This is a genomic window from Pseudomonas sp. PGPR N4, from assembly GCF_059693665.1.
The window spans coordinates 852,676-874,376 of the sequence record NZ_JCAUKV010000001.1 but is presented as its reverse complement, the minus strand read 5'-3'; the positions used below and the strand labels follow the sequence as shown (position 1 = coordinate 874,376).

The following is a 21,701-nucleotide window of genomic DNA, read 5'->3' as shown; positions in this document are numbered from 1 at the left end:
CAGGCGCTAGAAGATGTAATCGGTGGTCAGGAAGCTCGACTGGCGATTACGGATGATCTCGCTGATCAGCTCCTTGTTGGCCTCCTGGAACTTGGTGGCTACCAAGGTACGGATCGAGAATACCCGCAGTGCGTCGTGCACCGACAAGGTGCCTTCAGCGCTGTTCTTGCGCCCGTTGAAAGGGTAGGTGTCCGGCCCGCGCTGGCACTGCGCATTGAGGTTGATCCGGCCAACCTGATTGGCGAAGGTATCGACCAGGCTGCCAATGGTGGCCGGGTCATTGCCGAACAGGCTGAGCTGTTGACCGTAGTCGGAGTCGAGCACGTACTCGATCACCGTCTCCAGGTCGCGGTACGGCACCACCGGTACAACCGGGCCAAACTGCTCTTCTTGATAGACGCGCATGTCGGCGCTGACCGGGTAGAGCAGGGCAGGGAAGAAGAACGAACCGCGGCTCTGGCCACCACCTTCATTGAGCACCCGTGCACCTTTGCCAGTTGCATCGGCAACCAGGCCGTTGAGGTAGTCGACCTTGCCGTGCTCGGGCAGCGGCGTCAGCGCCACACCCGGGGCCCACGGCATGCCAGGCTTGAGGGCAGCCAGTTTACGCTGGAACTTGTCGAGGAACGCGTCGACCACATCCTCGTGCACGAACAGGATCTTCAACGCGGTGCAACGCTGGCCGTTGAACGACAACGCGCCGGTGACGGCTTCGTCGACTGCATTGTCGAGGTCGACCTGGGGCAGCACGATGCCTGGGTTCTTGGCATCCAGGCCCAACGCTGCGCGCAGGCGGTGCGGGCGCGGGTGGAGTTTTTTCAGGTCGCTGGCGGCCTTGTGCGTACCGATAAAGGCGAACACATCGACCTTGCCGCTGGCCATCAACGCGCTGACGGTTTCTCGCCCGCGGCCGTAGATCACGTTGATCACACCCGGCGGGAAGCTGTCGCGGAACGCTTCCAGCAGCGGCCTGATCAGAAGCACGCCGAACTTGGCCGGTTTGAACACCACGGTGTTGCCCATGATCAACGCCGGGATCAGCGTGGTGAAGGTCTCGTTCAACGGGTAGTTGTAGGGCCCCATGCACAACGCTACGCCCAGCGGCGCGCGCCGGATCTGGCCGAGCGTGCCTTGCTCGAGCTCGAAGCGGCTGGAGCGCCGGTCGAGGTCTTTCAGGGCATTGATGGTATCGACGATGTAATCGCAGGTGCGGTCGAACTCCTTCTCGGAATCCTTGAGGTTCTTGCCGATTTCCCACATCAGCAGCTTGACCACCGCCGTGCGTTGCTCGCGCATCCGGTCAAGGAACGCCTGCACATGCTCGATCCGCTCGGCCACACGCATGGTCGGCCAGGCACCGCGGCCTTTGTCGTAAGCGTGGACTGCAGCGTCCAGCGCCGTCAGTGCAGTGTCGGCGTCCAGCAACGGTGCGCTGCCGAGGATGACTTGCTGCTCTTCATCGCCATGCTTGAGCCAGATCGGGCTGCGCACGGTGGCCAGCGGGCCAGGCCACTGGCGCAGTTCGCCATTGACCAGATAATCGCGTTGTTCCAGCGGCGGCCCGAGGCGCCAGGCCTCGGGGATGTCATCGGCGGTTGGAAACAACGAATCGAGCAGACTGTCCATGAATACTGCACCTCACGATTAGTGTATGGGTGAAACGCTTCAGCTATTCGAGCATGCGCCCGCACGAGGAAAAACACCAGTCTGGCTCAACATTGCCCAACCTGCGCCGATACACAATCAATCGACCTGCGACCGCGCATTCATGATCAGTGCTTTCCTCGACCAAGATCCCTCAGTGCCCGCCGCCAACCCGGTGCGGCGCGGTATCAACCGCCTGTTGCCGGTAGGCTTTGCCTTGATCGGTATTGGTCTGTCAGTTTTGCTGGGCCGCATAGACATGCAGCGCCAGCAGCTCGAGCAGGTGGCGCATGTGGCTACACAATTATCGGGGGTGAGGGTCGCTCTTGAGGCGCAGTTGCGCGCTGCGTTTGGCGAGACCGAGGGCATCGCCCAGCTGATCACGGCCGATGGCGTGATCAGCGCCGAGCACTTTCGCGGCATGGCGCGTGAGGCGCTGGCCTCGGTGCCGTACATGCGCCATGTGGCCCTGGCCCCAGGCGATGTGATCAATGACGTGCACCCACGTGGGGGCAATCTGTCCGTCATTGGCCTGGACTACCATACCCTGCCTGACCAATACGCCATGCTCGAGCTCGCCCGGCAACGGCAACAGCCTGTACTGGCCGGCCCGGTCAAGCTCCACCAGGGCGGTGAAGCGCTGATTTACCGGCGCCCGGTGTTCGTCAACGGCAAGCGTGGGGTCAAATTCTACTGGGGCAATGTCTCTACCGTTGCCGATATCGACCGTTTGCTGCAGGCCGCCGGTATCGGCCCGGAACTGCCGATTGACCTGGCCGTGCGCGGCAGCGACGGTAAAGGTGCCGAAGGCGGCATGATCTGGGGCAATGCCGGGCTGTTCAAGGAGCCGCTGCTGACGCAGACCGTCGAGGTGCCGGGTGGCCGTTGGCAATTGGTCGCCGAACCTCGCGAAGGTTGGCCTGCGCTGGCCTTGTTCACTTCGCCGCTGTTCCTGTTCGCCCTGAGTTTTACCGGCTTGTTCAGCTTGTTCGTTGCTCAGCTCAACCGTAGCCGGCGTCTGCTGCAACGGCGTAACCGCGAGCTGCGCGAGTCGCAGGCGCAGCTTGTGCGGCTGGCCCACTACGACACCATTACCGGGCTGCCCAACCGAGTGCTGTTCCAGCAGCAGTTGGCCGCTGCCATCAATCAAGGCCATGGCCTGGCGGTATTGATGCTGGACATCGACGGCTTCAAGCAGGTCAACGACAGCCTCGGCCACGCGATGGGCGACCTGTTGTTGCAACAGGCTACGGCGCGGTTTCTGCAAGAGCTGAACAAAGGCGATCGGGTTTGCCGCATGGGCGGTGATGAGTTCGTGTTCATGCTGCAGGGCAGCCAGAGCCAGGTCAGCCAGCAGGTGCAGGGGATCCTGCGGGCGTTGCAGCGGCCCTTCGATCTCAACGGCAACGCGGCGCTGGTCACCGGTAGCATCGGCCTGGCCTGGTGCCCGCAGCAGGGCAATGATGTCGACAGCCTGCTGCGTCATGCCGACACCGCGATGTACGTCGCCAAGGAAAACGGCCGCAATGCCTGGCGCCCTTACCATCCGGACATGACTGCACGCCTGCAGCAGCGTCTGGAGATGGAGCGCAACCTGCGCCGCGCCTTGCAGGACAATGAATTCGAGTTGTGGTATCAGCCCAAGATCGATCTGTTCAGCGGCCGGGTAGAAGGCGTCGAAGCGCTGCTGCGCTGGCGTGATCCGGTGCATGGTCTGGTGGCGCCGGGCGAGTTCGTGCCTTTGGCCGAGCAGACCGGTTTGATCATCCCGCTGGGCGAGCGCGTGTTGGAACTGGCCTGCGCGCAGTTGGCCAGCTGGCGCAACACAGACTGCTTGCCAGGACCGCTGGCCATCAACGTTGCGGCGCTGCAGATCGAGCGCAGTGATTACGTCAGCAGCCTGGCCGGCGCTTTGGCCAGTCATGGGCTGCCAGCGCAGTTGCTGGAAGTGGAAATTACCGAAAGCCTGTTGATGGAGAGCCAACAACAGGCCTGCGCCGTGCTCGCGCAACTGCAGGCAATGGGCGTGGCGACTGCAGTCGATGACTTCGGTACCGGCTACTCATCCTTGGCCTATCTGCGCTCGCTGCCCATCGATCACCTGAAGATCGATCGTGCGTTCATCAAGGACCTGCCTGACGATGATGACGCGGTAGCCGTTGCCCGGGCAATTATCGACCTGGGCCATGCCTTGGGTTTCCGGATCACCGGTGAGGGGATCGAAACCCAGGCGCAGTACGACTTCCTGCGCAACGCAGGTTGCGATCAGGGGCAAGGGTATCTGATGGCGCGGCCGATGCCCGCAGCCGCCCTGCAGGCGTGGCTGGCAGCGCGTCAACGCAGCCCAGTCAGTACAACCTGAAAGATAAAATTTGACGCCATAAAAGCATGCGCCATGCTGTCAAAATGCCGCTTGCAAAGGGGCTACCTTGCATCTTTAATTGTTACCAATTATGAGTGCGAAGTCATACAGCTATTGCATTAACTTTCAATAAGTTAGGCGCGTTTTCCTGCGCGTTGATGATGACCCTGCGTTTTGCCTGGATGGCTTTTGCCAAGGACATTGAAGAAGACATGAAAGAGAACCTGCAGGCAGTTGCTCGAAAATTCATCTCTCCCTCAATGCGCTACGAGATGCGGCATGTCTCGAATCGGTTACGTGATGTGCTCAGCCGTGCCTGTGTCTGGCGCTGGGAAGTCAGCCGCTTTCGGCTCAAGCAAGAGAGCCCTTATCAGATCCTCTACATCGGCAGAAAGCAGCAGCGCGAAATGGCCAAGCTGTTGATCGCCGGCAAGGGCCAGGCCGCTGTCGCCGAAACCTACGCGGTGGCGCCGTCAGGTGGCGCCGATCAAACCGTGGTGATCAGCGAAATGCCCACCAGCGGCGCGTTGTCGGTGCCGCATTATCTGAGCGCCGTGGTGCCGCTGGGTCGTCCCCTGGAAGACATCACCGCCCGCTATGACAGCGAACTACGCCGCAGCATTCGCAAGCACCGGCCGCTGTACCAGATGCGCCAGACTCTCGACGATGCTGAGATCGCCATGGCTGACCGTGAGCTGTTGCGTCCGTACGCCACTGCTCGCCAGGGTATTCATGCTGCCCAGTTTGCCACTGAAGAGGTGTTTCGCATTGCCAAGGGTGTTGGCCGCCTGGACCTGATCACGCTGGGCGACGACGTGGTCGCCTGCCATCTTGGCTGCGAAATCACTCGCGGCGGCAAGCGCTACTGGAGCACCCTGCGCTTTGGTTACTGCGAAGCGATATTCAGCGATGCCAAGAAGCTGCGTGAGGTCAATTCCATCACCACCTACATGGCCCTCGAATGGGCGTTGGCCAATGGTTATGACTATTACGACATTGGCCTGTGCCTGGCGCGTCCGGATGATGGTCTGCTCAAGTGGAAGCGACGGCGGGGCGGGGATGTCGATTCGCTGGGTAACCATGCCTATATGTTTGTGCGCTTGCCCAAGACGGGAGCCGCACAGTTTCTCTGGGATACGCCCCTGTTCGCGGTCGAGGGCAACAAATTGACGTTGCACCTGGGGCTGCCCGAAGGGCCCAGTGATGACGAGGTCGCCAGCCGCTACCACGAGATGGTGTTCGGCGGGCTGCACAAGATCTACCTGTACGGCGGTCACGGCCATGGCGAAGGGTTTTTGCAGACCCTGCGCAGCCGCTATGCCAGCTTGCAATCGCCCCCCACGATGGAGCGGGTTGTGTCCACCTAGCGGCCGCTAGTCAGGACGAATTGGCGCACCGCCCCTGTGTTGAACCGACCTGTGTCGAACCCGTCCTGTGGGAGGAGGCTTCATGCCAAGCAATATCTCGAATTTCAGTGGCCAGCCAGCCTCGCGCCAGCACACCTGGACGCTTGCCGCATATCGGAACATTGCCCGGCAAAAGTTGGCGCGGTCAGCTGCCAGATCCCTGCAGAGCCTTGCGGTAAAGAGCTGGGATATCGCCCCGGGTGAGCGCACCATCACGCCACCGGCAATTTACCTGCCTGATCAAATGCAGCGGGTAACCGGCTGGGAGGCGCGTTTTTTCCCCTATGTGCATCCCGGCCCGACCATGGCCGGCGGCATCCAGGTCGAACATGGCCCCACCCGGGGCTATTTGCTCAAGGATGTCTGGCTTATCGATGGCGTTCTGTACAAGGACAACGCCAGCCTATGGCTGTCGGCCAAGCCGCGCACCCTTCCCGGGATCGCGGTGGAGCACGAGATCGAGCGCGCAGCGATCTACTGCACGCAGAATGGCAATTCGTGGTTTGGCACCTGGCTGATGGAAGACTGCGTGACCTATGCGCTGGCATGCGATGAGGGAGTGCCGGTAACGACTGCGCCCTCGGCACGCTTGCCGCTGTTCACTCAGGCGCCGCCCTATGAAGCCTGGTTGGGGATGAACCCGCTGCGCCTGCACACGGCCTTCTTCCGCGAGCTGGTCCTGTTCGATGACCAGAGCCACAACCGCAGCCGGCATGCACGCTATCGCGCCATGGGCGACGAGTTGCTATCCCATGTCAGCCATGCGCCGCATCCGGGTGTGTTCTTGCTGCGCGGCGGCGCTGGCGAGCTGCGCCTGCTGCGCAACGAACTGGCGATTGCCGAGCACCTGCGCACGCAGTATGGCTTTCGCGTCATCGACCCGCTGCGCAACGATGTGCCCACCATTGTGGCGGCGTGCGCGGGTGCCAGGATTGTTGCGGGTGTCGAAGGCAGCCAGCTCGTCCACGGCGTCAACGTATTGCGAGAGGGCGGGACCATCCTGACCCTGCAACCGCCCAACCGTTTTGTCAGTTATTACAAATACTTGGCAGATCGCGATGGGCAACATTTCGCGTTTGTCGTCGGTCAGTCAGAAGGTGACGGCTTTATTATCGATAGGGATGAACTCGACCGAACTCTCGATCTGCTGCCAGCAGGCTAATACCCCGTTGCCTGGCAATTGTGCAAGTGGATGTCTATTTGGCACGTCTTAGATGCTATTGATTACATTGCCTTCTCGTTTATGAAACACTTGCAGAAAATATATATCGCCAAGCGGAATAACCGCGCCGCGTTTGCTAACCAGTTAAACTCTGATTTGCGCCTGCGCAATGGTCCATTGACGCGAAATGTTCGCGTTTCAGCGGTCATTACGCCCCGCTTTTACCGCGAAGATTAGCGAGCATAGGCGCTTTTGGCCGTTGTTAGCTGATTAGGCAAAACAGCATATTTCAGTTGTCGTGTTTTTGACGAAAACAGTGCCCCCCGATTGAGTTTTATTATGGTGTCGGATCATTGACGTAATATCATTGTGCCCATAAGCTCATTTCAACACCCCATGCGATCTGCACCCAACTCATCTGTTTGTCCTCTTTCTGGAGGGGGTTATGCGTTCGACCCTGTTTATCAAATCGATTTTCCTGTTGGTGCTGTTAAGCGGTGCTGCTCGTGCCGCTGATTCATATGTAAGCCAGAACAGCGTCATCCCGCTGACGACAGCGGCATGGTTGTTTGCGTTTGCAGTTGTGGGTTTTGTCGCCGTCGCCAATAGAAGAAAAATCTGATCGGCTTCAAGCGTTTGGCTGGTTTTCAATTGTGTGGTGGGCGCCAGGTCTGATCGATCAAGATAGAGCAGCAGGGTTGGCTAGGAGCGGCTTGTCAATTCTCAAAGCCTAGCTATATTCCAGATGCCAGTGGCGCTAACGCCGGGTGATTGACAGGGCATTGCGGCAACGGTCGTAAAGCAGCGCAGAGCCGCTGCAGCGGTGGCAATGCAGCTTTGCAGTAGAGCGAGAGGTTGTGCGTAGTTCTCATTCAGTGCTCTTTTGACGGCCGCCTGGCCGGAGGGACCCCCATGGTGCGTTTGTTAGGTTCACTGGTCTGCGTACTTGCGGTCTGGTCCGGTACGGTCAGTGCCGATGAAAAGAGTTCGCCTTATCTGCTGAGTCCGGGCGACAAGGTCACTGTTTCGGTGTGGGGCGATAACAGCCTGCGCCAGGAAACCAAAGTGCTGCCCGACGGCAGCATCACTTTCCCGCTGGCAGGCCGGGTTGATGTCGCTGGGTTGGACGTCACCACGGCGGCAAGCCGTGTCGCCCGCCAACTCGAAAAGTACATGCCAGACCCCAACGTCAGCGTCGTGGTAACTGAGGTCAACGGCAACCTGGTCTATGTGCAAGGCAAGGTGATGAAGCCCGGCCCGGTACAGATGTCTGGGCCGACAGCGGTGCTGCAGGCCTTGAGCATGTCCGGCGGCCTGGACAAGTTCGCCGATGAAAGCGCGATCAAGGTGATCCGCCGTGTCGGCAATACCGAGCGGGTCTTGCCGGTGCGTTACAAGGATTTGGTTTCGGGGCGTGATCTGTCCACCAATATCCAACTTCAGGCTGGCGATACGCTGGTCGTCCCTTGAGCGGGCTGGTGAGCGCAAAATCGACCGTGCCGCTGCTTCGCGCAACAGGTGTTGTAACGGCAATCTGCATGTTGCCGTACTCGGCCTCGGTCCACGCTGCCGTCTGGCAGTCTTCGGCAACATTGCCCAGCACTGTCGAATACGACAGCAACCCGCTATTGCTCAGCTCCCAGGAGCAAAGCGTGGTGCGCACCATCATTGCGCCCAATTACAGCCTGGTTGGCAAATACGACCGCGATGAGCTGCGCTTCGGCCTGGGCCTGACGGTGCTGCGCTCATCCGACAAGTCGGTGGTCGATGACCGCGAAGACCCTAATCTGAGTATTGGCTGGCAGCGTGAGACCGAAACCGGTGGTTTTGGCTTGCGTGGCCTGTACAGCGAAAGCTCGACACTTTCCGGCACAGTGCTTGAAACCGGTGTGGTCACCACTGACGGCACCCAGAAGCTGTATTCGCTGATCGGCAACTGGAACCGCGCGCTGACCGAGCGGACCACCCTGGAAAACGAAACCACCTACAACCGGGCCCGCTACGACATCAACACGCTTACCGGCTACGACGAACTGGCCAGCGAACTCACCCTGACCTACGCCTGGAGTGCGCAGACCCAGTTCTTCACCGGCATCACCGCCAGGCGCTACGAGCCTGACGATGACACCACCGCCAGCGCTTCCAACAGCTACGCGCCGGTGGTCGGGGTCAAGTACCAGTTCTCCGAGCGGCTCGAGGGCACCCTGCGCGTAGGCGTCAACCAGGTCTCTGGTGATGGCGGCGGGCGCCGCGGGGAAGGCGGTGCATCGCTGCGCTACAACGGCGAACGGCATGACGCCACGTTGACTGCCGAACGCAGCACGGTGGCCAGTGCCGAGGGCGGCTTTGCCGAAGTCGACGCCGTGCGCGGAAGCTGGAGTTATGCAGTCGATGAGCTGACCCGGGTCGGCGTCGACGCGGCCTGGCAAGACAGCAAGGGCCAGACCCCGAATACCTTGCAGACCTACGGCGTGTGGGCCAGCCGGGAGCTTTCGCAGTTCTGGGACGTGCGCTTGTCCTTGATGCACCGCGAGCGCAAGCAGAACGACCTGGGTGACGCCGTTGGCACCATTGTCGGCCTGACCCTCACTTACCGAATCCCCGACCTCTGACGTTCAGCCTGGTGGCCACTATGAAGTCTGAATACGAGCTGTCCCTCAAGGATTACATCGCCATCATCAAGGACCGTGCGCTGCTGCTCGGGGTCACCATCGTGGTCATTCTGGCCATCAGCGTGGCGATCGCGCTGAGCGTGCCACCGTTGTATCAGTCCACCGGCACCATTCTGGTCGAGTCGCAGCAGATCTCGCCCGAACTGGTTTCGGCCAACAACAGCAGCTTCGCCGATGAGCGCATTGAGGTGATTCGCCAGCGAGTGATGACCCGCGACAATCTGCTGCGGATCATCGACAAGTACCAATTGTTTGCCGACAAGGGCCGCCAGTTCAGCGAGTCGGACAAGATCGATCAGATGCGCAACACGATCGTGGTCAACACCCTCAGCACCTTCGTCAAAGGCCGCGGTGAAACCACTGTAGCCTTCAACGTGTCCTTCGAGCACAAGCGTCCCGAGGTGGCTCAGGAAGTCGCCAACGAGCTGGTCACGCTGTTCCTCAATGAAAACGTCAAGCAGCGCACCGAGCGCGCCACCGAAACCACCGAATTCCTTACCCAGGAGGCAAACAAGCTGGGCGCTGAACTGGCCACCCTGGAAAATCAGCTGGCTGACTTCAAACAGGCGCACGCCAACACCTTGCCCGAGAACCAGGCGTTGCGCATGAGCATGTTGTCCCGCGCCGAGCTTGAATTCCGCGAGATCGATCGTGACTACAAGGCCGCTCAGGAAGAGCTGCGCTACCTTGAAGTCGAGCTGTCTGCCGCCAACGCCGGTGTCACCAGCAAAGCCGATGGCAGCCGCGGCGGTGCAGCTGACTTGCCGCAGGATCTGCCCAGCCTCAAGGCTGAATACGCTCGCCTGCTGACCACGTACACCGAAGCCCACCCCGATGTGATTGCCGTCAGACGCAAGATCGATGCGCTGCAGGCGGCAGGTGGCGGTCCTAAAGCGTCTTCGGGCGTCAGCCTCGAGGTTGCCCGCGCCCGTACCAAAATCGGCGCCGCGCAGCAGCGCATCGCCTCGCTGGTTGAGCAAAAGCGTCAGCTCTCGGCCAAGATCGAAGGCTACGAGGCCGAGATTCTCGAGGCGCCGCAGGTCGAACGCGGCCTGGTCACGTTGATGCGCGACCACGACAACGCCCGCAAGAAGTACGAGGAAATCCGCGCCAAGGAAATGGGCGCAAAAATCACCGAAAGCCTGGAGCAGGAAAACAAGGCCGAGCGCTTCGTTCTGCTCGAGCCGCCGCTGTTGCCGGAAAAACCAGTCAAGCCCAATCGCAAGAAGATCGTCGCCCTCGGCGCGGTACTGGCACCGGCTGGCGGCGCGGCACTGGTGATGCTGATGGAAATGCTCAACCAGCGCGTGCGCGGTGTCGGTGCACTGGAAAGCGTGGTCGGCAAGCGGGTACTGGTTGCGGTGCCGTTCATCGCCACCCAGGCTGAACTGGCCAAACGCAGGCGCTGGCGAGTACTGGCGGTGCTTGCTGCACTGGCACTGGTGGCTATCATGTTACTCATGGTCCACCTGTTCTACATGCCATTGGACCTTCTGCTTTATAAAGCTATGGCTCGGTTTGAATAGGGAAAGCAGCGATGGACAGACGTACGCCGGCTACTGGAAGCAACCTTCATCCTGTAACAGCGAGTGCCGCGCAACCAGCACCGGTGCTGCAGCAGCCCGAGGCTTTGGGCCAGTTCGATTACGTCAACACCACGGTGGTGCCGCTGCGCGCGGAGCATCTGGAGCGGCATCGAATCGTCGCCTACAACAAGAACTCGAACATGAGTTGGGCCTTCGACCTGTTGCGCACGCAAGTGCTGCAAACCATGGAAGAGAACGGCTGGCGGACCTTGGCGATCACTTCGCCAACGCCTGAGGCCGGCAAGACCGTGCTGGCCATAAACCTGGCCATGAGCATCGCCCACCACACCACCAAGACTGCGCTGCTGGTTGATTTCGACCTGCGCCGGCCGCGGGTCGGCAGCAGCCTGGGCTTGCCGATGGGCAAGGCGCTCAACGAATACCTGAACAATCAGGCTGGGCTGGAGGAGGTGCTGGTCAACCCGACCCTGCCGCGCTTTGTCGTGCTGCCGACCCGTGAGCCGGTGCCATTGTCCACCGAGGTGCTGTCCTCGCCCAAGGTGAACAACCTGATCCATGACCTGCGCGAGCGTTACGAGTCACGCATCTGCATCTTCGACCTGCCGCCGTTGCTCAGCTCCGACGATGCAATCACCGTGCTGCCCAAGTTCGACTGCGTGCTGCTGGTGGTCGCCAACGGCAACAACAGCAAAAAGGAAATCGAAGACTGCCTGTACCACCTGGCCACCGCCAACCTGATTGGTGCCGTGCTGAACAAGGCCGAAGCGCAGACTCGCTCTTACTACTGAGTAGTGTTCAACCCTGACCAACCCTTGGTGTTTAGCGCCAGGGGTATTGCTGCTCCCAGTTCCAGGCATGGCCAAGGATGTCATCAAGCAGTGGGTACTGGGTGTGCCAGCCGAGGATCTGTCGAGCTTTACTCGCGTCGGCCACCAGGCTCGGCGGGTCGCCGGCGCGGCGTCCTGCCTCGATGACATTGATTGACCGCCCCGTGACACTGCGAGCGGCAGCTATTACCTGCTCCACGGAAAAGCCCTCGCCATTGCCCAGGTTGAACGCCGTACTGGCGCCACCGGCCTGCAGGTAGTCGATCGCCAAGGCGTGCGCCGAGGCGAGGTCGTTGACATGGATATAGTCGCGGATGCAGGTGCCATCCGAGGTACTGTAGTCGCGGCCAAACACGGTCACTGTCGGGCGCCGACCTGAGGCCGCCTGCAGGATCAACGGGATCAGATGAGTTTCCGGCTCATGACACTCGCCCAGCATGCCATCGGGGTCAGCCCCAGCCGCATTGAAGTAGCGCAGGCACACCGAGCGCAGCCCGTAGGCGCGATCGAAGTCTTCGAGCATCTGCTCGACCATCCATTTGCTGCGTCCATAGGGGTTGATCGGCGCCTTTGGATGGGCCTCGTCGATCGGCACATACTGGGGGTCGCCGTACACTGCGGCGGTCGACGAGAACACCAGCTGCCTGACGTCTGCCTGCATCATCGCCTGGAGCAGGCAGAGCGTCGCGGCGACGTTGTTCTGATAATACTTGCCGGGGTCACTGACCGATTCGCCCACCTGGATGAACGAGGCGAAGTGAAACACCGCATCGAAGCGATGAGAGGCAAACAGCGCATCCAGTGCTGGCCGGTCGGCGATGTCCAGATTGACCCAGACGACCCCACTGTGGGCCGGCATGACGTCGGCGACCACAACTTGATGCCCCGCCAGCAGCAAGTGCTTGACCATATGTGAACCGATGTAGCCTGCGCCGCCGACAACCAGAAACTTCATCCAATTCTCCTGGAATCTGTAGTTGTTCCGTCCACTCCTGGGTGGGTCAAACAGGTGCATCTAAGGCGGGTCGAGCAAACGCGGACTAAAGCTGACTTCTGAGAGGGTAGGTGGCAAAAATGGCTATTTCAAGAACAGCCAATTACTCATGTGCTGGCCATCGAAAGTGATCACATAGCGCCCGTCCTCGTAGCTGACGGGTAACTGCTGCTGTTTGCCGGTATACAGCTTCAAACCAGGCCCAGCCTTGATGCTGACGCGACCTTGCAGCGGCTCGACGTGAAACGGCGTCATGTCATCCGGGCGCGGCACCGCGCGGGTGCCCAGCGAGATCAGCAGCTCGCGTGACTGGCTGAACGGTTTGCCATCCAGGCTTTGCACGGCCACGCTCGCGTATGGCGTTTGCAGGTCGAGACCCAGTTGCGCAAGGCTCATCGAACGCCCGCCCAACCAGCCGGTCGCCGCTTGGGTCAGCGGGGTGTCGATGGTATACACGCCTTGCTGCCAGTTGCGTTTGAGCTCGCCAGTGTCAGAGCTGGACTCGCTGGCATCGGCTGCCAGCAACGATTGGTCCGGGTCCTGCAGCACCTGCGCGTCCGCAGCGATGGGGCTGGGCCGCAGCCAGGGCAGCTCGGGGGAGGCCGGTAGGGCGATCTGCAACTGGCCTTTTTCCATTGCGCTGCGCAGCAGGACCGAGTTGGCCGGGGTGATCAGGCGGTTGAACAGGGTGGCGGGTGAGGGCGCAAAGACGTAGCGGGTCTGCGCGGGCTGCACATCACCGCGCCGGTAGAGCAGGGCGGCGGCGGGCATGGTCGCCATCAGGCCAGGGTCGTTGTAGGCGTTCCAGTTGTCGGCGCGGATCCACTGGGCGATGAAAGCCTGCTGGCTGTAGGCGTACTGCATCATCGCGTCCCAGCCCTGATGGCTGGCGGTGCCGGCAATGTACAACGGCAGCGAGTGACGATCGGGGCTGGGGAACGGCTGGGCGTTCCACTCGGTCACGCTCATCGGCAGGCCGGCAACCTGCGCCGCAGCCAGCCAGTTAACAAGGTTGTCGCTGGTCAGCGGGTTTTTTTCCAGCTGGCCGCTGGCACCGTAGCTGTGGGCATCGATCATATCGCCAGAGGTCAGCGCCGGTAGCGTACTCAGGCCATTGCCGCCCCAACTGCTGGTGGTGACGATTGGCACTTTCACGCCGAGCCCGCGCAGGTGCTCGATCAGGCTGACGTTGAACTGGTGCTCGAGGTCGTTGAGAAACAGCTTCGACGGGCCAGGTTCCCAGGCACGCCAAGTGCGGTCTGCCGGCAAGTCGTAGCGCTGGGCAAAGGTTTTGGCCAGCTCCATGTAGCGCTGACTGTGGCGCGGTACGCCCTTGTCCGGCAGCAGCGCGTTGCCATAGTGCTGGACGATGTCGTTTTCATTGGTCAGCAACAGCGCAGCAATCGCCGGGTCATCCTTGTAGGCCATGCCGGTGTAGGCATTGACATGGGTGACGTACTGCTCGGCAAAGCGCTTCATCGCTTGCTGGATTGAGGCGTTGACGTAGGCATAGCCTTTGAGGTCGATGTAGTTCTTGCCCTTGGCCAGCTCTGCGAAGTCGCTGATCTGGTCGTTGATGGTCAGTACCCGCTCGACGTGCATGTCCAGCCAGATGTAGATGCCTTCGTCCTTCAGGCACTTGATCCACCAGTCGAGCTTGCGCAGCGATTCGGCATTGAGCTGTTGGGTATCGCGCAGTTTGCTGACATCGCCAAAGATATTCGGGCTGACCCAGGGCGAGTCGTGATGGTGCAGGCGGATCAGGTTGAAGCCCAACGCTGACAGGCGCTTGGCCTGTTGCTTGATCTCGTCGTCGGGGGTGTTGTACAGCGCATAGGCAGACAGATTGGTCCCCCAGAAGCGCACAGGGGTGTTGTCGGCAAAGGCCAACTGCTCGCCGTCCGCCTTGACGAAGCCGCGCTTGCCGGCCGGTTTCTCACCGGCATTGAGAAATGACAGGTCGACCGGAGCGGTGCGCCAGTCGAGCTGGTCATCCGGCCAACTGTTCGGGTCGGCCAGGCCAAAACGTTCTTCCGTGGTCTGGCCAATGTCGATATCGCCGCTGACCGTGAGCGTCGCCTTGATCTGCTGGCGACCGGGTACAATCGGGTCCTCATAGAAAAACGCACGTATTTCACTGGGGTCGCCGCGTTCCATGAACACTCTGGCCAAGGCGGGCTGGAAGCGCATCTCGATGCGTCGGCCCTGGGCATCGTTGCCCCATGACCAGCCACTGTTGCCCGGCAGCAACACCGGCTTGCCCATCTCGCCGGCAATCAGCGCCGGGTCGAAGTTGAACACGATGCCGCCGCCCATGATGTCGGTTTTCCTGCTGTGGGCGTCAAGGGTGATGTCCCAGCTCAGGGTCTGTGGCTGCGGCTTGGCGATGCTCGCGGTCAGATCAAAGTCGAGGTCCTTGCTCTTGCCCATCAGGCTGTACGCATAGGGCGCATTGACCTTGAGCGCGGTGTAGAAGCCTGTCCAGCTCCAGTCCGCGCCCCAGAAGTCGAAGCGTGACGCCATGACCGGGCCGCCGCCACGGGTCAGGCTCGGCAGGCCATTACTTTGGTCGACGCTGACTGACCACTCTGCCGTCCACGCCGGCAGCGGCAGCAGCACCAGAGCGAGCAGGGCCGAGGCCCGCATGAGGGTGCGCATACGCAGTAAGGTCATTGTCATTACCTGGATTGAAGGCCGGCGAATGCGCTACCGGCTTCGGCCTGGCGGGCACGGCGCACCATCTGTATGTAAGCCACGCTTACCCCGGCAATCGACCAGTACACGACAGGGATCACGGTAATACTGCTGACGGTGAAGATGATCACCAAAATGCCCAGCAACGTCGCCAACAGGGCGCGGCCGAGCAGGCGACCTTCTTCGTTGCGGTCGGGGAAGGCGCGCAGCGCCTTGCGCAGGCCGAACAGGATGCTGACGAAGAAGCCGACAAACAACGTCAGCCCGACCAGCCCGACCCGCAGGGCCAGGTTGATATAGGTATTGACGATGTCGATGATGCCTTCGCCCTGGATCATCGACTGCATTTCCGGGGTATTGCGGAAGTCGAACGAGCCAAACAGCGGATTGCGCTGGATCACGATCCATGAGTTGTCCAGCAGGCGCTCGCGGTAGGTGATGTTCTCTTTTTCCAGGTTGCCAATGAAAGGCAGCAGGTCGAGCACCTTTTCCCCGCCAGGCATCACGCTCAGCAGCGGCAGTGTCAGCACACCGGCCATGGCCAGCAGGCTCAGGCGCTTGACCGCGTTGCGCCCGGTGGCGATGAATACGCCGACAATGATCACCGCACCGATCCACGGCCCGCGTGACAGCGGCACGATCAGCCCGGCCGCCAGCAGCAATGCGCCGAGCAGGCACTGCAAACGGCTGCGTACATAGCTACTGAGGAACAGGAACAGGCCCATCGCCACGCTGATCACGTAGCCCAGCGCAATCGCCTGGCCGGTGGTAGCACTGGCCCGCAGCGAGCCGCCGCGGCTGAGGTAGCCGGACATGCCCCACTGGGTGCCCATGGCATCGGTCAGCGCATTGTATAGCAGCCAGTGGCGGGAAAACTCGGCCACGGCAATCAACGACAGCAGAAACGCCGCCAGCACGAACGCCAGCAGCGCATCCTTGAAGTCGCTGATCTGCTTCAGGCCGCGGCTGGCAACGTAGTAGGGCAGAAACACATCCGTGTACAGATAGAAGCTCTGGCGCAAGGTATCGGTCAGGGTGGTTTCGCGCAGGTACAGCAGGCCCATCAGAATCAGGCTGGCCGCCAGCAGCTTGTCCGGCAGGGTGCGGCCGAAGGCCAGGGTGTCGCCTTGCCTGCTCAGGGCCAGTGCGGTGGGCAGCAGCAGGCACAGCGACAGCAGGCGGATGTGGTTCATCTCGAACAGGTAATTGACCACGCCGAAGCCGGGTATTTCCACCGACGCCGGCGGGATCAGGAACAGCAGGATGAAAAACAGTGCCAGCACATTGTGTTCACGGCGCCGCACCACATACAGGATCACTGCGGTGGCGGCGGCATATAGCCAGAAGCTGTGGGAAAAAAACGCCAGTAGGGTCAGGCCAAACCAGAGGTTGCGGCGGCGCTTGAAGTCCGCCGGCGGAATGATATCCAGTGCCGGTTTGCGCGCCATCACAAACACCACGCTGGCCACGAACAAAATAACGATCAGTGCACGAAAATGTTCTGGCATTGGCTAGGGCACCTATCCCTGGATTATTGAGACTCGCATCATGGCTAATTGAAACTATAGTGACTTCTAGCCATTCAGTCAGAGATTGAAGTCATGCCGTCGATTGAAGCGTCCGCTGCCGTGAGCCTGCGCTCCAGGGCAATCTGGGCCGGAGCCTGGAACCTGGTGTCGCTGCTGGCTTCACAGGGCATGCGGCTGGGCGGCAACCTGATCATGGCGCGGCTGCTGTTGCCGGAAATGTTCGGTGTGATGGTCATTGCCGGCACGGTTTCGATGCTCCTGCATTTGCTGTCCGACGTCGGTCTGCGGCAAAACATCATCCAGAGCACGCGCGGCGACGATCCGCTGTTTCTCAATACCGCCTGGACCGTGCAGATCGTGCGCGGTTTCGTGCTGTTTGGTCTGACCCTGCTGTTGGCACTGGCCGCCTGGTATGCCCAGCGGGCTGACCTGTGGCCTGCCGAGTCGGCCTACGCTGCCCCCGAGCTGCCGATGGTGCTGGCTGCCACTGGCCTGTCGGCGATCATCTGGGGCTTTCAGTCGACCAAGATAGATGTGGCGGTGCGAACTTTCCAACAGAAACGCGTGGTTTTGATCGAACTGGCGTCGCAGTTCATCGGATTGCTGGCGATGTTGCTGATTGGTTACTTCACCCGTTCGATCTGGTCGTTGGTGCTGGCCGGGTTGATCTCGGCGCTGGCAGGCACCTTGCTTGGCCACCTGGCGATGCATGGCCATGGCAACCGCCTGCAGTGGGACCGCGACGCACTGCAGGAGCTGATCGTGTTCGGCCGCTGGATCCTGTTGTCGTCGATGGTCGGTGTGCTGGCGATGTACGGCGACCGCATGTGGTTCGGCGCGAGCATGACGGTGGCGCAACTGGGGGTGTACTCGATTGCAGTGTTGATTCTGGGCGCGATCCAGACCGGGCTGTTGCGCCTGGGCGGCTCGGTGGCCTTGCCCGCGTTCAGCGAGGCAGTCCGGGAAGGCGACATGGAGCGGCTCAAGCGCCTGTATTACCGGTTCAAGCTGCTGGTCGACCTGGCCATGCTGTTTACCTGCGGCGTACTGCTGACTGCCAGCCCGTTGCTGATCGGCTGGATGTATGACGAGCGCTATGCCGAAGCCGGCCCGATGCTGGCGATTCTGGCGTTGTCGTTCTTCACCCTGCGTTACACCATGTCGCATCAGCTCTGGGTGGCCCTCGGCCTGACCAAGTATCAGGCCATGGACAACATCATCCGGCTGGTTTCGCTGTGGGCCTTGTTACCGCTGTTGCTGGCCCTGGGCGGCGTCGAATACGCGATCTGGGGGGTCGCCCTGCACACCTTGCCGACTTTGATCCTGGTGGTCTGCGTCAACTGCAAGCTGGGCATGTTCAGCCTCAAGCGCGAGCTGGTGGTGCTGCCCATGCTGGCGGTCGGGGCGTTGTTCGGCGTTGCGGTCACGCATTTTTTCGCATGGCTCTGACGCTTGTCGGGCCAGCTACTAAGATGTCAATAATCCACGGGCACAGGTCTTGGAATTATGGGGAAGCTTGAATTTTGCAGTCGGCTGTCCGGTCGTAGAGGCTTTCTTCGGGGTTGTGTGGTGTTGGGGATCGGCGGGGCGATGTTTGGCGTGAGTGCCAGCGCGGTGGCAAAGCCTGCCGAGAAAAAGGCCGGGTTCGTGGTGATAAACGGCTGGGTATTGCCTGCTGACTATTTTCGGGACGGGCCGGCATGATCAAGGACTATCAGGCAGACAAAACGCTGCGCGATGATTACGACGTGTGCATCGTCGGTGCCGGCCCAGCCGGCATCACCCTGGCCCTGCGCCTGGCCGCCGGCGGTTGGCGGGTGGTGCTGCTCGAAGCGGGCGGTCATGAATACACCCCGCAGTCGCAGGCATTCTACAAATGCACCTCGACCGGCCTTGAGCTGTACGCTGAAGAAACCCGTCTGCGCTATCTGGGCGGCACCTCAAACCATTGGGCAGGGCGCTGCCGCCCCTTCACCGCATCGGACTTCTCTGTGGCACCACCCGGCGAAATGCCCGGCTGGCCAATCGCCTATGCGGAAATCGAGCAGTACCTTGCTGCTGCCATGGACATCGTCGATCTGCCCGCAGGCGCCGAATTTCACACCATGAATGCCGGGCTGAAGGGCGGCGAGTTCGAAGCAGACCGGTTTCTGCTCAGCCCGCCCACGCGCTTTGCGCAAAAATACGCAGCAGCGCTCAACGACACCCCTGGCCTGGACGTGTTCATCAACTGCAACTGCGTCGATATCGAATTCGCTCAGGATACTGGCCGCGTCGGGGCTGTACTGGTGTCCGACTACAACGGCCAGCGCGCGCGGTTGCAGGCCAGGCACTTCATCCTCGCCACTGGCGCGATCGAGAACGCCCGGCAGTTGCTCAACAGCGAGTCGCTGCGCGCCGCTGGCGTGGTCAGCAAGGACGGCCCGGTCGGCCGCTGCTTCATGGAGCACCTGAACGTCGATATGGGCACCTTTATCCTCAAGGACGGCGAGGATACTGAGTCGCGCCAGTACTACACCACCGACGCCTTCGTTGCCGAGTACCAGGCAGGCAAGGGCAATGTTTCCACGGCGGTGCTGGCCGATGTACAGACTTACGGCAGAACTGCCGAGGTGAAGCACTTTCTGGAAAACCTCGCCTGTGAAATGGGCGTGGCCAGCAAGGTCGAGTTCATCGCCAAGTTCAGTTGTCCAGGCGACGGCATCATCGGCACCATGATCGAGCAGTTTCCCAACCGGCAAAGCCGTATTTCCTTGCTCGACGAGAAGGATGAGCTGGGCGTGGCCAAGGTCAATGTCAATTGGGTGGTGAGTGCAGACGACCGGCATACCATCAAGTGCATCGGCGCCGAGATGGCCAAGCAGTTCGCCGAAATGGGCCTGGGCTTCGTCAAGCTCAACGATTTTGTCTACGAGAGCAGCGTGCCACTGAAGATGGCCCCGCATGCGCATCACATGGGCACCACGCGCATGGCCGCTTCGCCTGAATTTGGCGTGGTGGATGCTGACTGCAAGGTGTTCGCGACCGACAATCTGTATGTCGCCGGCAGCAGTATTTTTGCCAAGGGCGGCGCCTCCAACCCGACCATGCCGCTGATCCAGTTTGCCCTGCGCCTGGCCGATCACCTCAACGCCAGGCTCCGGGCAGCAAGCGGTGCGGTTGTTTGAACAAGTAGTTGCTTCACTGCGGTTGATAACGGGTTGGGTGCGCAAACGGTCGCAAGGACAAAACGAGACCGCAGACGCCTCAGCAACAGTCCAGGGATTGCTTTATTGGCGAGGCAAGCAGCATGTATGGATGGATACGCAACACAATCACGTCGTTTGTGTACTCGACCGGGCGCGGTGGCGCAGCCTATAAAAAAATCTGCAACCCCAATGCCCGTGACTGGGGCGCGTACATGGCGCGCTGGGGCAAGTTCTATTCGGTCGGTACCAATATCCACATCAACCCAGGCTGCAACATCACCGACCCGGCGCTGTTGCGCCTGGGCAGCAATGTCGGCCTGTCCGACTGCACCCTGATCGGCCACGATGCCGTGGTGGCACTGATCGAGGTGTGCTATGGCAAACAGCTCGATTCGGTGGGCTTCATCGACATCAAGGACAACTGCTTTGTCGGTCACGGTGCCATCGTCATGCCGCGGGTGACCATCGGCCCCGACTCGGTAGTGGCGGCAGGCTCGGTGGTGACCAAAGACGTGCCACCCGGCACGGTGGTGGGTGGTAACCCGGCCAGGTTCATCTGCACCACTGCCGAGATGATCCAGCGCGTCGAGGAACGCTGTAATGCCTACCCCTGGATCGACCTGATCAAGAAGCGCGAGGGCGCCTACGACCCGGCACTGGAACCGATGCTGGCCGAGGTCAGGCGCCAGTACTTCTTTGGAGACAACAACAATGGCTAGCAAGCCGGTCGACGTCATGGTCGTCAACTTCAACACCGGCGCCTTGTTGCAGCCGATGTTCGATGCCCTGCGCCGCGCCGACAGCGAAACCCTGGCCAGCTATCTGGTGGTGGACAACGCCTCGGTCGACAACTCGCTGGAACGCCTGGCCGAGGTCTGTCCCGAGGCGCTGCTGGTCAGCAATCGCGACAACGTCGGTTTTGGCCGCGCCAACAATCAATTGCTCGAGCACCTGCAGGGCCGCTATGCGTTGCTGCTCAATACCGACGCCTTCGTCGCCAGCGACACCCTTGAAAAAACCATCGCCTACATGGACCAGCACCCGGACTGCGGCGTGCTCGGCGTGCGCCTGGAAGGACGCGAGGGCGACCTGCAGCCGTGCTGCCGCTACTTTCCCACGCCCTTGAACGTGTTCATTGCGCGTACCGGCCTCAAACGCCTGTTCCCGGGCGTGAAGATGGTCGATGAAATGAACTGGGACCATGACTCGGTCCGCGAATGTGACTGGCTGCCGGGCTGTTACTACCTGGTACGGCGGGAAGTGCTTGATCAGGTCGGCTTGTTCGATCCGCGTTACTTCCTCTATTACGAGGAAGTCGACCACTGCAAGCGGGTCAAGCAGGCTGGCTGGAAGGTGGTGTTCTATCCGCACACGACGGTGGTGCACATCGGCGGCGAGAGCTCCAAGTCAGTGGCCAAGCTCGAGGCTGCCAGCCGGCAGATCTCGGCTTATCAGATCGAAAGCGAACTGCTCTATTTTCGCAAGCACCACGGCGTCTTGGGGCTGATCCTGCATATGCTGCTGGTGTGCGTGGGCGATCTGGTCCTGGCCCTCAAGGCCTTGCTCAAAGGCCGCGGCTGGCCAGCGATCAAGGCGTGCTGGCAGCACAATGTGGCAACCTGGAAGCTGCTGTTTGCCACCCGCCTGGCCAGCCAACCGACACGCTAGGAGAGCCC

At 60.9% G+C, this 21,701-nt stretch carries 16 protein-coding genes; 12 read left to right on the top strand and 4 right to left on the bottom strand.

Annotation, left to right across the window (positions count from 1 at the left end; genetic code table 11):
• Nucleotides 1-6: 6 nt before the first annotated feature.
• Nucleotides 7-1,626 (bottom strand): NADP-dependent glyceraldehyde-3-phosphate dehydrogenase, encoded by a 1,620-nt coding sequence (locus AC58X1_RS03905; protein WP_259073529.1) that lies wholly within the window; start codon nt 1,624-1,626, stop codon nt 7-9.
• 175 nt (nt 1,627-1,801) lie between these two features.
• On the opposite strand from AC58X1_RS03905, the gene AC58X1_RS03900 reads away from it, so the two are divergent.
• From AC58X1_RS03900 to AC58X1_RS03865, 8 genes are all read left to right on the top strand, one after another.
• Nucleotides 1,802-4,006: a putative bifunctional diguanylate cyclase/phosphodiesterase gene (locus AC58X1_RS03900; protein WP_409035075.1), complete on the top strand. Its 2,205-nt coding sequence runs from the start codon at nt 1,802-1,804 to the stop codon at nt 4,004-4,006.
• 212 nt (nt 4,007-4,218) lie between these two features.
• The gene (locus AC58X1_RS03895; protein ID WP_259074222.1) at nt 4,219-5,373 is read left to right on the top strand and encodes a GNAT family N-acetyltransferase; all 1,155 of its coding nucleotides are present in this window, start codon (nt 4,219-4,221) and stop codon (nt 5,371-5,373) included.
• Between the two features lie 82 nt (nt 5,374-5,455).
• Complete coding sequence (locus AC58X1_RS03890; RefSeq protein WP_497428380.1) at nt 5,456-6,574, top strand: glycosyltransferase family 61 protein; 1,119 nt, start codon at nt 5,456-5,458, stop codon at nt 6,572-6,574.
• A 445-nt stretch (nt 6,575-7,019) separates the two neighbouring features.
• On the top strand, nt 7,020-7,196 hold the full coding sequence (gene eppA / locus AC58X1_RS03885; protein WP_178080767.1) for an EPS-associated small membrane protein EppA: 177 nt from the start codon (nt 7,020-7,022) through the stop codon (nt 7,194-7,196).
• A gap of 290 nt (nt 7,197-7,486) precedes the next feature.
• Nucleotides 7,487-8,044 (top strand): polysaccharide biosynthesis/export family protein, encoded by a 558-nt coding sequence (locus tag AC58X1_RS03880; RefSeq protein ID WP_101319602.1) that lies wholly within the window; start codon nt 7,487-7,489, stop codon nt 8,042-8,044.
• A gap of 26 nt (nt 8,045-8,070) precedes the next feature.
• Complete coding sequence (locus AC58X1_RS03875) at nt 8,071-9,186, top strand: hypothetical protein (protein WP_101319599.1); 1,116 nt, start codon at nt 8,071-8,073, stop codon at nt 9,184-9,186.
• A 20-nt stretch (nt 9,187-9,206) separates the two neighbouring features.
• Entirely contained in the window at nt 9,207-10,772 is a 1,566-nt protein-coding gene (locus AC58X1_RS03870) for a GumC family protein (protein WP_101319597.1), read from the top strand.
• A gap of 11 nt (nt 10,773-10,783) precedes the next feature.
• Nucleotides 10,784-11,581, top strand: a complete 798-nt coding sequence (locus tag AC58X1_RS03865; RefSeq protein ID WP_101319595.1) for a CpsD/CapB family tyrosine-protein kinase — start codon at nt 10,784-10,786, stop codon at nt 11,579-11,581.
• 31 nt (nt 11,582-11,612) lie between these two features.
• On the opposite strand, the gene galE is transcribed toward AC58X1_RS03865, so the two are convergent.
• The 3 genes from galE to AC58X1_RS03850 form a co-directional block, all read right to left on the bottom strand.
• Nucleotides 11,613-12,575: a UDP-glucose 4-epimerase GalE gene (gene galE, locus AC58X1_RS03860; protein ID WP_497428379.1), complete on the bottom strand. Its 963-nt coding sequence runs from the start codon at nt 12,573-12,575 to the stop codon at nt 11,613-11,615.
• Between the two features lie 123 nt (nt 12,576-12,698).
• A complete protein-coding gene (locus tag AC58X1_RS03855; protein ID WP_497428378.1) occupies nt 12,699-15,287 on the bottom strand; it encodes a cellulase family glycosylhydrolase in 2,589 nt (862 codons plus the stop codon).
• Between the two features lie 5 nt (nt 15,288-15,292).
• Complete coding sequence (locus AC58X1_RS03850) at nt 15,293-16,816, bottom strand: O-antigen ligase family protein (protein WP_497428377.1); 1,524 nt, start codon at nt 16,814-16,816, stop codon at nt 15,293-15,295.
• A 93-nt stretch (nt 16,817-16,909) separates the two neighbouring features.
• Here AC58X1_RS03850 and AC58X1_RS03845 point away from each other — a divergent pair, with 93 nt between their 5' ends.
• The 4 genes from AC58X1_RS03845 (at nt 16,910) to AC58X1_RS03830 (ending at nt 21,693) form a co-directional block, all read left to right on the top strand.
• Nucleotides 16,910-18,286, top strand: coding sequence for an oligosaccharide flippase family protein (locus tag AC58X1_RS03845; protein WP_497428376.1), 1,377 nt, complete (start codon nt 16,910-16,912; stop codon nt 18,284-18,286).
• Between the two features lie 251 nt (nt 18,287-18,537).
• On the top strand, nt 18,538-20,004 hold the full coding sequence (locus AC58X1_RS03840; protein ID WP_150571685.1) for an FAD-dependent oxidoreductase: 1,467 nt from the start codon (nt 18,538-18,540) through the stop codon (nt 20,002-20,004).
• A 122-nt stretch (nt 20,005-20,126) separates the two neighbouring features.
• Complete coding sequence (locus tag AC58X1_RS03835; protein WP_101319580.1) at nt 20,127-20,744, top strand: acyltransferase; 618 nt, start codon at nt 20,127-20,129, stop codon at nt 20,742-20,744.
• Nucleotides 20,737-21,693, top strand: a complete 957-nt coding sequence (locus tag AC58X1_RS03830; protein WP_101319578.1) for a glycosyltransferase family 2 protein — start codon at nt 20,737-20,739, stop codon at nt 21,691-21,693. Before AC58X1_RS03835 ends, AC58X1_RS03830 begins: the two co-directional genes overlap by 8 nt.
• Nucleotides 21,694-21,701: the final 8 nt, after the last annotated feature.

Excerpts from the sequence above, each read along its gene's own strand:
- AC58X1_RS03905 (WP_259073529.1), bottom strand. The coding sequence starts at position 1,626 with ATGGACAGTCTGCTCGATTCGTTGTTTCCAACCGCCGATGACATCCCC.
- AC58X1_RS03895 (WP_259074222.1), top strand. The coding sequence starts at position 4,219 with ATGAAAGAGAACCTGCAGGCAGTTGCTCGAAAATTCATCTCTCCCTCA.
- AC58X1_RS03890 (WP_497428380.1), top strand. The coding sequence starts at position 5,456 with ATGCCAAGCAATATCTCGAATTTCAGTGGCCAGCCAGCCTCGCGCCAG.
- eppA (WP_178080767.1), top strand. The coding sequence starts at position 7,020 with ATGCGTTCGACCCTGTTTATCAAATCGATTTTCCTGTTGGTGCTGTTA.
- AC58X1_RS03880 (WP_101319602.1), top strand. The coding sequence starts at position 7,487 with ATGGTGCGTTTGTTAGGTTCACTGGTCTGCGTACTTGCGGTCTGGTCC.
- AC58X1_RS03870 (WP_101319597.1), top strand. The coding sequence starts at position 9,207 with ATGAAGTCTGAATACGAGCTGTCCCTCAAGGATTACATCGCCATCATC.
- AC58X1_RS03865 (WP_101319595.1), top strand. The coding sequence starts at position 10,784 with ATGGACAGACGTACGCCGGCTACTGGAAGCAACCTTCATCCTGTAACA.
- galE (WP_497428379.1), bottom strand. The coding sequence starts at position 12,575 with ATGAAGTTTCTGGTTGTCGGCGGCGCAGGCTACATCGGTTCACATATG.
- AC58X1_RS03855 (WP_497428378.1), bottom strand. The coding sequence starts at position 15,287 with ATGACCTTACTGCGTATGCGCACCCTCATGCGGGCCTCGGCCCTGCTC.
- AC58X1_RS03850 (WP_497428377.1), bottom strand. The coding sequence starts at position 16,816 with ATGCCAGAACATTTTCGTGCACTGATCGTTATTTTGTTCGTGGCCAGC.
- AC58X1_RS03845 (WP_497428376.1), top strand. The coding sequence starts at position 16,910 with ATGCCGTCGATTGAAGCGTCCGCTGCCGTGAGCCTGCGCTCCAGGGCA.
- AC58X1_RS03840 (WP_150571685.1), top strand. The coding sequence starts at position 18,538 with ATGATCAAGGACTATCAGGCAGACAAAACGCTGCGCGATGATTACGAC.
- AC58X1_RS03835 (WP_101319580.1), top strand. The coding sequence starts at position 20,127 with ATGTATGGATGGATACGCAACACAATCACGTCGTTTGTGTACTCGACC.
- AC58X1_RS03830 (WP_101319578.1), top strand. The coding sequence starts at position 20,737 with ATGGCTAGCAAGCCGGTCGACGTCATGGTCGTCAACTTCAACACCGGC.